At 35.2% G+C, this 7,603-nt stretch carries 6 protein-coding genes and 1 pseudogene; 3 read left to right on the top strand and 4 right to left on the bottom strand.

The features are described 5' to 3' along the window. Nucleotides 1–118 precede the first annotated feature (118 nt). The 4 genes from A9G09_RS00165 to A9G09_RS00150 all read right to left on the bottom strand — a co-directional run bounded on the left by A9G09_RS00165 (nt 119) and on the right by A9G09_RS00150 (nt 5,905). Complete coding sequence (locus tag A9G09_RS00165; protein ID WP_065632906.1) at nt 119–613, bottom strand: hypothetical protein; 495 nt, start codon at nt 611–613, stop codon at nt 119–121. 199 nt (nt 614–812) lie between these two features. Further along, entirely contained in the window at nt 813–2,396 is a 1,584-nt protein-coding gene (gene guaA / locus A9G09_RS00160) for a glutamine-hydrolyzing GMP synthase (protein WP_065632905.1), read from the bottom strand. 89 nt (nt 2,397–2,485) lie between these two features. Continuing rightward, nucleotides 2,486–4,633 carry a phosphate acetyltransferase gene (gene pta / locus A9G09_RS00155; protein ID WP_065632904.1) on the bottom strand — a complete coding sequence of 716 codons (2,148 nt, stop codon included), beginning with the start codon at nt 4,631–4,633 and terminating at the stop codon, nt 2,486–2,488. 66 nt (nt 4,634–4,699) lie between these two features. Beyond that, entirely contained in the window at nt 4,700–5,905 is a 1,206-nt protein-coding gene (locus tag A9G09_RS00150; RefSeq protein WP_065632903.1) for an acetate kinase, read from the bottom strand. Between the two features lie 194 nt (nt 5,906–6,099). Here A9G09_RS00150 and yfbV point away from each other — a divergent pair, with 194 nt between their 5' ends. The 3 genes and pseudogenes from yfbV to A9G09_RS12960 all read left to right on the top strand — a co-directional run. Then, nucleotides 6,100–6,552, top strand: a complete 453-nt coding sequence (yfbV, locus tag A9G09_RS00145; RefSeq protein ID WP_065632902.1) for a terminus macrodomain insulation protein YfbV — start codon at nt 6,100–6,102, stop codon at nt 6,550–6,552. 15 nt (nt 6,553–6,567) lie between these two features. Then, nucleotides 6,568–7,068 carry a primosomal replication protein PriC gene (gene priC / locus A9G09_RS00140; RefSeq protein ID WP_065632901.1) on the top strand — a complete coding sequence of 167 codons (501 nt, stop codon included), beginning with the start codon at nt 6,568–6,570 and terminating at the stop codon, nt 7,066–7,068. A gap of 48 nt (nt 7,069–7,116) precedes the next feature. Then, nucleotides 7,117–7,603: pseudogene (locus A9G09_RS12960) on the top strand (hypothetical protein); the annotation flags it as partial.

The raw sequence follows: 7,603 nt of genomic DNA, 5'->3' as shown, positions 1-7,603 counted from the left end.
GAGGATAATACCAACAGTAAACAGCAATAAAGTAGTTATCGATTTAAATTTTTACGCTAATTATTTAGCGTAAATGTATTGAGTTTAAAATTAAAAATCCAATAGTAATACTTTTTAATTATTTATTCTTACAATGCGTTTCTATTGGCATGAACGCCTGATTGAACCCATCTAAGCTAAATTTCATATTAACAGTTTTAGTTTTATTAAATGCTTTTACCAATAACATTTTTTTATCTTTTAAACTTTGATAGAACAGATGATCAAAATTGCTGAATAAAATTTTATCTTCAAACTCTAATTTTTGTTGGCTTAACTCTTTACCATCTACCATAAAAATAAATGTCCACTGCGTTTTTGGCGTTATTAATTCATTCATAATTATTATCGAAATAGTATTACTTTCACAACTTACACCCAATAAAACATCAGGAGTAGATGAAAAACGATCAAAATCAGCTGTGATTGCCAAATCTTTATTCTGCTTAGTTTTGACATCTAAAACTTCACCATAAACCCATTTACCACTCGTTTTAAGTTCATTTTTAGCTTGTACAGAAAAAATAAACAACATACCAATTATCACAACAATATAACTTATTCTTCCTTTCATTCAATATTCCCTATTCATCAATATAACAATTTGATTTTGTATCATGTCTATTTTACACACGATTATTAATAATTAAAAAGTTTTTACGTGAAAGAAGATATAAATTTGTAGGTTGAACTACTTAATTGACTTGAATTTGGACAGAAACAAAAGCCCTGCTTAACAGGGCTTTTATTAGTGTGATAAATGATAAATGAAATTATTCCCATTCGATGGTTGCTGGTGGTTTTCCACTAATATCATAAACCACACGGGAAATACCATTAACTTCGTTAATAATTCGATTTGATACTCGCCCTAAAAAGTCATATGGCAAATGTGCCCAGTGGGCGGTCATAAAGTCTACGGTTTCTACTGCTCGTAGTGAAACAACCCAATCATAACGACGACCATCGCCCATTACACCCACAGAACGCACCGGTAAGAATACGGTAAAAGCTTGACTGACTTTGTGGTAAAGATCAGCTTTGTAGAGTTCTTCAATAAAGATAGCATCAGCTTTGCGTAGTAAATCGCAATACTCTTTTTTCACTTCACCAAGAACACGCACCCCTAAACCCGGTCCAGGGAATGGATGTCGATAAAGCATTTCGTAAGGTAAGCCTAGTTCTAAACCGACTTTACGTACTTCATCTTTGAATAATTCTCTTAATGGCTCAACTAGCCCCATTTTCATATCTTCAGGTAAGCCACCAACGTTATGATGAGATTTAATCACATGAGCTTTACCGGTATCGGCCGCAGCTGATTCAATCACATCTGGATAGATGGTGCCTTGCGCAAGCCATTTGACATCTTTTAATTTTGCCGCCTCTTCATCAAAAACAGCAACAAATTCACGACCAATGATTTTACGTTTAGCTTCAGGATCAGCCTCTCCTTTTAACGCAGCCATGAACCGATCTTCAGCGTTTACGGCAATAATATTTAATCCAAATTTATCACCAAACATCTCCATGACCTGCTTCGCTTCATTTAAACGTAATAAACCATGATCGACAAACACACAGGTCAACTGGTCGCCAATTGCTTGATGTAATAATAAAGCCGTAACCGAAGAATCAACACCACCGGATAAGCCTAATAATACTTTGTCATTGCCGACTTTCTCTTTGATTCGTGCTATCGCATCAGTAATAATTGAAGATGGTGTCCATAATTTTTCACACTGACAAATATCAATCACAAAACGCTTTAATAACGCTAATCCTTTAATGGTATGAGTAACTTCAGGATGGAACTGTACACCATAAAACTGTTTTTCATCGTTGGCCATAATAGCAAATGGACAAGTTTCTGTTTGCCCAATTAAGGTAAATGTGTCAGGTAATGAAGTGACTTTATCGCCATGACTCATCCAGACATCAAGTTGCTCAATGCCAGCATCATTGGTGCTATCTAAAATACCGTCTGTTAATTTTGATTTTGCAACAATATCAACTTTAGCATAACCAAACTCTCGTTGATTAGATGCAGTAACTTGTCCGCCCTTACCTACTTGAATCGCCATAGTTTGCATACCATAGCAGATACCAAGCACTGGCACGCCAGCTCTAAAAACATATTCAGGTGCGCGTGGGCTATTTTGTTCGGTAGTACTTTCTGGACCACCTGATAATATAATACCTTTAGGATTAAACTGTTTGATTTTTTCTTCTGATACATCCCATGGCCAAAGTTCACAATAAACACCAATTTCACGGACTCGGCGAGCGATTAATTGGGTAACTTGAGAGCCAAAATCGAGGATTAATATGCGCTGTTGGTGGATGTCTTGCTTCATTAATTTTATTCCTAAGGTATGAAATAATATAAAAAATAAGAGGTGATATTGTATCACCTCTTATCTATGGTTAGAACTGCATGCTTCGCTTATTTTGCAGCATTTTCTTGTGCTGATTGAATTGCAGTTAATGCAATAGTATAGACGATATCGTCAACTAATGCGCCACGTGACAAATCATTAACAGGTTTACGCATACCTTGTAACATTGGACCAATAGACACAAGATCTGCTGAACGTTGTACCGCTTTATAAGTGGTATTACCTGTATTTAGGTCAGGGAAGATAAATACCGTTGCACGACCAGCTACTTTTGAGTTTGGTGCTTTAGATTTAGCCACATCAGGCATTACCGCCGCATCATATTGTAACGGACCATCAATCATCAGATCAGGACGTTTTTCTTGCGCAATGCGAGTGGCTTCTTTCACTTTTTCAACATCGGCACCTTGACCAGAACTACCTGTTGAATAAGAGATCATCGCAACGCGTGGTTCAATACCAAAAGCAATTGCAGTATCAGCAGATTGGATAGCAATTTCAGCAAGCTCTTGCGCATTTGGATCTGGATTAATCGCACAGTCACCATAAATGTAGACTTGATCTGGCATTAACATAAAGAACACAGATGAAACAAGTGAACTACCCGGTGCTGTTTTAATTAATTGTAATGGTGGACGAATAGTATTTGCTGTTGTATGCACCGCACCTGATACTAAACCATCTACTTCATTCGCTTCAAGCATCATAGTACCAAGAACCACATTATCAGCTAATTGCTCACGCGCGATAACTTCGGTCATACCTTTGTTTTTTCGTAATTCAACTAAACGAGGTACATATTTTTCACGAATTGATTCCGGATCGACAATTTCAACACCTTGACCTAAAGTCACGCCTTGTGATGCAGCAACTTTACGCACTTCATCAGGATTACCAAGTAACACACATTTTGCGATATTACGTTCAGCACAAATAGCCGCTGCTTTTACCGTTCTTGGTTCATCACCTTCAGGCAATACCACCACTTTTTTCGCATTGCGAGCAAGTTCAGTTAATTGATAACGGAATGCAGGTGGTGATAAGCGACGAGCAGAATTCACTACTTCATTTAATGATTTAATCCAACTAGAATCGATATGATCAGCCACAAAGTTTTGTGTATTTTCCATACGCTCTTTATCATCAACCGGAATTTCTAAGTTAAATTGTTGTAAATTGATTGATGTTTGGAAAGTATTTGTTTGTACAGTAAATACAGGTAAACCGGTATCAAAAGCTGGTTGACATAATTTATAGATTTTGTCATCAATTTCATAGCCACCCGTTAATAACACACCACCGATTGATACACCATTCATAGCCGCTAAGCAGATAGTAACAAGAACATCTGAGCGATCTGCTGAAGTTACTAATAAGGCATTAGGTTGCAAGTGGTTAATGATATTAGGAACGCTTCTTGAACAGAAAGAAATATGTTTAATACGACGGCTTTTAATGCCACCTTCATTGATAATTTTTGCATCAAAATGTTTAGCAATATCGATTGCGCGGCAAGCGCTTAGATCCATATTCCAAGGAATACAACCAAGAACTGGAAGTGGGCTATATTCGTTTAAATCTTTAATGGTGATTTTTTTATCGTCAAATTTTGGTGTATGATAAATTTCTGCAACATCAGGACGAGCAAGTGATTGCTCTTCAACTGGTGCATTCACTTTATTGACAATTACACCTACAATTTTTTCATTTTTAATACCACCAAAGTTAGAGCGCGCAATTTCAATACGATCTTTAAGCTGTTCTGGTGTATCTTTACCCATGTTAACGACAAAAATAATTTCAGCGCCAAGAGTTTTAGCAATATTATTATTTAGTTCATTCGCAAACGGATAATCAGATGTTGGCACAATACCTTCAACTAACACAACATCTGCACCTTTGGTGTTTTCAGCATAAAGTGCAACAATCTCTTCCATTAATACATCTTGTTGATTTAAACCTAATAGATTTTCAACATGACTCATTTTTAGTGGTTTTAAAGCAGGAATAGATGTGTTATGACTAACTAAAGTTGTAGTATTGTCTGGCGCATCTCCTCCTGCTCTTGGTTGTGCAACGGGTTTAAACACATTTAGGTTAATACCTTGACGCTCCATAGCTCGAATAACACCAAGACTCACACCTGTTAAACCGACATTGGTTCCGGTTGGAATTAGCATAATAGTACGAGACATAATTCATTTCCTCTTAATTCTTTATTAAATAAAAACAAACCGCCATTTGGCGGTTTTAATTGTTTTTTAAGCAGTTAGACGCGCAGCATCTTGAGCAATAACAAGCTCTTCATTAGTTGGAATAACCATTGCAATTGCTGACCCCTCTTTAGTGATTGTGCCACCTTTACCAAAACGGGCTGCTAAATTGCGTTCTTGATCAAGTTCGAAACCTAATAAACTTAATTTATTTAAAGCCATACGACGAACTTCTTCAGAGTTTTCACCAATACCACCAGTAAAGATGATTGCATCTAAACGTCCATCTAATAACATAGCATAACCACCAATATATTTGACTAAACGGTGTACAAATACATCTAACGCATTTTTGGCATTTTCGTCTGTGTCATAATTATCCGTAACGTAACGGCAATCGCTGCTAACACCTGTTAAACCTAATAAACCAGATTTTTTATTTAATAGGTTGTTAATTTCAGCAACAGACATTTTTAAGTTGTCATGTAAAAAGAACATAATTGCAGGGTCGATATCACCACTACGGGTACCCATCACCAAACCTTCAAGTGGGGTTAATCCCATAGAAGTTTCAACACATTTACCATTTTTAACAGCTGAAATAGATGCACCATTACCTAAGTGACAAGTAATCACATTAGTTTGATCAACAGGTTTATTTAATAATTTAGCTGCTTGTTGGCTAACATAATAGTGACTTGTACCGTGTGCACCATAACGACGAATACCATGTTTTTTATATAATTCGTTTGGAATAGCATATAAATAGGCTTCTTTTGGCATAGTAGTATGGAATGCTGTATCAAAAACCGCTACATTTTTATCTTTTAAGTGAGGAAATGCAGCAAATGCTTCACGAATACCGATTAAATGAGCTGGATTGTGAAGAGGTGCGAATGCCGCCGCATCTTCAATACCTTTCAGTACTGAATCATCAATAACAACAGATTGAGTATATTTTTCACCACCGTGAACAATTCGGTGTCCAATAGATTTAATACTATCTAATAATTCTGGTTTTTGTGGGAAGATACTATTAACAATAAATTTAATTGCTTCACTATGTGCAGCGCCTGCACCTAAAGATGCTTCGCCTTTAACACCATCGAGTTTCCACTTAATACGAGCATCGGGAAGGTTGAAACATTCAGCTAATCCAGAAAGAAATTCATCACCATTTTCAGGGTTAATAATGGCAAATTTTAAAGATGAACTTCCGCAGTTAAGAACAAGAGCGTTATTACTTGATGACATAGTAATTCCTATATTTTGAATAAAAAGATATATACCAATCAAAATTGGTAACTCAACACATGATTCAACAACCAATGTGATTACACTAAGGTGACTTCTGATATCGCGCTTTTTGATATAAAATAGAGAGCCGCCAATTTGAATGGTGACTATTTTAAGACAATAAAATGTGAATGTCGAGGAATCCAAAAGATATGAGTATTATTAAAACCTTTAAGTCAGGTCAGTTATACATGCAACTTTGCCCTAATGATAAAGAACTCGCTTATTCATTTCCTGAATTAAAAATCATTAATTACATAAAAACCGCGGCTAAATATCTGCCACCTATCATTATTGCGCTATTAGTCTGGCAATATTATATGCCTGTTCAAATAGCGGTAACAGTTATTACCATACTTTTTGCACTCAGTTTGCCATTACAAGGTATTTTTTGGTTAGGTAAACGCGCTAAGTCGCCTTTACCATTGAACTTGATAGACTGTTATAATCAAATCAAATCACAATTGATTGCTAAAAAAATAATCGTTGAAGATAAAAAAAACGACGATAAATTAACTTTTGAATCTTTTATGAGATTAATTACGCTTGCCAAATTACATTTGGGTAACTATTTTGGTGAAGATAACAATTTAACTCATGATTAGAGATAAGTATTCGTTATGCCAAATTTATTAACTACTTTAAAACAACAAATCGACGCACTTGAACAACTGGTTAATTTTTCGGATTTTCCTGAATATCAAGAGTATTATTTTGATGAGCAGCTATTTAATAACAATAAAGTCATTGCTGATCGCTCTTTTTATCTTGAAAAAATAAAGCAAACTTACACAGCATTAACTCAATGTGTACTTTCGCAAAAATTGACTCAAATGACATTTTTATCTGAATCATTAGTTAATCAAATTGAAGCCCTAACACGTGAATTAGCTACTCATCAATTGCGTCAAAAACAGCCAGAAACTTGCATTGAAGAAACGTTATCTGAAAAGCATGCACGCCATTTAGATTATTTACGTCGATTACAAGAGATGAAATACGAACTTGAGCTTAGCACAGATTCGCTTGATTATAAGAAAATTGCAACGGTTGATAACCGTATTTATCGTTGCGAACAAGCAATCCAAAAGATTGAGTTAGAGATGGAAAGTGATGTTTAATCAAATAAGCGTATTTGAGTTAACGATGTAAGCTTAATGTAGAGAAATATGGCGCCAAATTTTAAAAACTTTAGTATAGATGTGGTTGGAAAAAAAACTAAAAATCGCTTTAATCAAACACGTGATAAAAATAATATTATGGCGGGATATAGCGCTGTAAAAAAGCTTATTAGAATCAGTTTTTATACTTTTATCATTCTGAATTTTTTACTATTTTATTTTAAATCGATTAATGTCACCCTTCTTTCCAATATTTTCGACAACAAAGTTTACATATGTTGGTCGTTAATTAACGTTATAATTAGCATAATCCTCTATAAACTAACTAAGCCTAATCTAATTGGTTTTTTAGATCCAATTTCGCGCTCTAAAAGAGTTAAATTTTTAGTAGGATACTTTTTTGAGTATTTTTGCGCTCTAATGGTTACGATGTATGTTGTTCCTCATAATTTAGTTTATATTGTTCCTAGCGAAATACAGACTTATACAACAGTATATAAAATGACTTCACCAGGCCCTTCGCGTGGAAAACATG

Origin of the sequence: Gilliamella sp. wkB292 (genome assembly GCF_001690235.1) — a bacterium.
Taxonomy (GTDB): Bacteria; Pseudomonadota; Gammaproteobacteria; order Enterobacterales; family Orbaceae; genus Gilliamella; species Gilliamella apicola_F.
The sequence above is the reverse complement of the archived record's forward strand: the minus strand, read 5'-3'. Positions and strand labels throughout refer to the sequence as shown.

Excerpts from the sequence above, each read along its gene's own strand:
- priC (WP_065632901.1), top strand. The coding sequence starts at position 6,568 with ATGCCAAATTTATTAACTACTTTAAAACAACAAATCGACGCACTTGAA.
- guaA (WP_065632905.1), bottom strand. The coding sequence starts at position 2,396 with ATGAAGCAAGACATCCACCAACAGCGCATATTAATCCTCGATTTTGGC.
- pta (WP_065632904.1), bottom strand. The coding sequence starts at position 4,633 with ATGTCTCGTACTATTATGCTAATTCCAACCGGAACCAATGTCGGTTTA.
- yfbV (WP_065632902.1), top strand. The coding sequence starts at position 6,100 with ATGAGTATTATTAAAACCTTTAAGTCAGGTCAGTTATACATGCAACTT.
- A9G09_RS00150 (WP_065632903.1), bottom strand. The coding sequence starts at position 5,905 with ATGTCATCAAGTAATAACGCTCTTGTTCTTAACTGCGGAAGTTCATCT.
- A9G09_RS00165 (WP_065632906.1), bottom strand. The coding sequence starts at position 613 with ATGAAAGGAAGAATAAGTTATATTGTTGTGATAATTGGTATGTTGTTT.